General features: G+C 64.4%; 3 protein-coding genes and 1 pseudogene. 2 read left to right on the top strand and 2 right to left on the bottom strand.

What is annotated here, in order from left to right; genetic code table 11:
- Both EOA38_RS40735 and EOA38_RS41030 read right to left on the bottom strand, forming a co-directional pair.
- Positions 1–215 (bottom strand): annotated as a pseudogene (locus EOA38_RS40735) (hypothetical protein); the annotation flags it as partial.
- Between the two features lie 47 nt (positions 216–262).
- Positions 263–388, bottom strand: coding sequence for a hypothetical protein (locus EOA38_RS41030; protein ID WP_082953831.1), 126 nt, complete (start codon positions 386–388; stop codon positions 263–265).
- 256 nt (positions 389–644) lie between these two features.
- Between EOA38_RS41030 and EOA38_RS34475 the strand changes: the two genes are divergently transcribed.
- Positions 645–1,604: a cation diffusion facilitator family transporter gene (locus tag EOA38_RS34475; protein WP_127301319.1), complete on the top strand. Its 960-nt coding sequence runs from the start codon at positions 645–647 to the stop codon at positions 1,602–1,604.
- A 34-nt stretch (positions 1,605–1,638) separates the two neighbouring features.
- Positions 1,639–2,043, top strand: coding sequence for a GFA family protein (locus EOA38_RS34470; RefSeq protein ID WP_127301318.1), 405 nt, complete (start codon positions 1,639–1,641; stop codon positions 2,041–2,043).
- Positions 2,044–2,169 lie beyond the last annotated feature (126 nt).

Genomic DNA, 2,169 nt, shown 5'->3' with positions numbered 1-2,169 from the left:
GTGTATTTGAGGCCGATGGCCCAGCCGATCTCGAACAGGCCGGCGAAAAAAAGAAGAACCCAGGACATCGCAAACGCTCCCTCATCCGGCATCGCTGTCCGATGCCTGAGGTGGCGGGTCGTCCCGGCCGGTTTTCGGGAAGCGAGGTCGTCCTCGCCGCACTGATATAGTGAGCTCCGCTCCCCGATCAACAAAACACCGGCAGCATTCGGCATGCCGCCGGTTCAGGTTTCACTCGAGACGGATCGGCCGCGCCGGCGGTCTACTTCTCCTTGATGCGCATCGCCTTGACCGGCGGCGCCTTCGGAGCCGGGGCCGCGGCTGGTTTCTTCGCGTCCTTCTTCGGCTTGCGGGGTTCCTTGCCCGCCTTCATCGCACCTTTAGCCATGATTCGCTCCTCCGATTTGTGGGCGCCTCAAGTGAAACAAGAGAAGCGCCGGATCGCAAGAGGCCGTTTGACGCTTCGAAGCCGGCTTCCCGGATGTCAACCGTTTTCCCTTGATCCGCCGGCCCCGAAACAGGTTTCGGCAGTTGGTCCGGCTGTGCGTCACTCTCCTTGAACCTCGGAGCCATTGGCGCATTGTCTGTGGAGCTTCGGTCGGCAGGTCGTTAAGCTCGGCGCTCCAAAGAGGATCGGGAAGCGGATGGCAGGGCACAGCGGCTCGAAAAGGGTGATCTACGCCGCGCTCGCCGGCAACCTCGCGATCGCGCTGACCAAGTTCGCCGCGGCATTCTTCACCGGCTCTTCCGCCATGCTGTCGGAAGGTGTGCATTCGCTGGTCGACACCGGCAACGGCGCGCTTCTGCTCTACGGCATGCGTCGCGCCGCACGCCCACCCGACCGCAAGCATCCGCTCGGCCACGGGCGCGAGCTCTATTTCTGGAGCTTCATCGTCGCGCTCCTGGTGTTCGCGCTCGGCTCCGGCGTGTCCTTCTATGAGGGCGTCACCCACATCATGGCGCCCGAGCCGGTCGTCAACGCCAAGGTCAACTACATCGTGCTTGGCCTGTCCTTTCTGTTCGAAGGCAGTTCCTGGCTGGTGGCACTGAAGGAGTTCCGCCAGCAGAAGGGCAAGCAGGGCTGGTTCCAGGCGGTGCGCCGCAGCAAGGACCCGAGCGTCTACACGGTGCTGTTCGAGGACAGCGCGGCACTGCTCGGCTTGATCGTCGCCTTCGCCGGCATCCTGTCTGCCGAGCTCCTGGAGATCCCCGAACTCGACGGCGCCGGCTCGATCGGCATCGCGATCATCCTTGGCGCCACCGCGATCTTCCTGGCGCGCGAGAGCAAGGGCCTGCTCCTCGGCGAGCCCGCTTCGCCCGAGGTGCAGCGCAAGGTTCTGGCGATCGCTGAGGAAGATCCGGCAGTCCAGCGGGCGAACGGCATATTGAGCGTTCACATCGGCCCGCAAGAGATCGTCGCCGGCTTGAGCATCGAATTCGAGGACCATCTGACCGCGCCCGAGATCGAGGCCTGCGTCGAGCGGCTGGAGGCGCGGTTGAGGAAAGAGATGCCGGAAATCATCAAGCTGTTCGTCAAGCCGCAGGCGACTGGCACCTGGGAGCGCAGGCGCAAGGCTATCGCCGAGGCCTCCGAAGAGGATTAGGTTTGAGCGAAGCAACCTTTGGGGAGTAAGCCCGATGAAGATCGACGGCGGGTGCCATTGCGGCGCCATCACCTATGAGGCGGAGGTCGACCCGGAAAAGACCTCGATCTGCCACTGCACGGATTGCCAGCAACTCACCGGCACGGCTTTTCGCGTCACCGTGCGGGTGCCTGAAGAAGATTACCGCATCACCAAGGGCGAGCCCAAGGTCTACATCAAGACCGGGTCGAGCGGCGCCAAGCGGGCGCAGGGCTTTTGCGGCGATTGCGGTTCGCACCTATACGCGATATCGGTCGGCGACGGGCCGAAGGTCTATGGCGTCAGGACAGGCACGGCGCGCCAGCGCGACCAGCTGGTGCCGAGGACGCAATACTGGCATCGCTCGGCGCTGCACTGGCTGCCGGAGTTCGAGGGCACCAGGGTGGTCGAGGAGCAGTAGGGAGCGAGACCTCGGCGAGAGGCGAGACTACTCGCCGTCTTCGACGACCCTGAGCCGCAATTGGCCTGTCTTGGAATCGGCCACGCGCGCGCCGCCTTCGACCTTCGCCGGGCGCGGCGGTTCGGC

The sequence above is a fragment of the Mesorhizobium sp. M1E.F.Ca.ET.041.01.1.1 genome (genome assembly GCF_003997355.1).
Lineage (GTDB): Bacteria > Pseudomonadota > Alphaproteobacteria > Rhizobiales > Rhizobiaceae > Mesorhizobium.
This window is presented reverse-complemented; position numbering and strand designations above follow the sequence as displayed.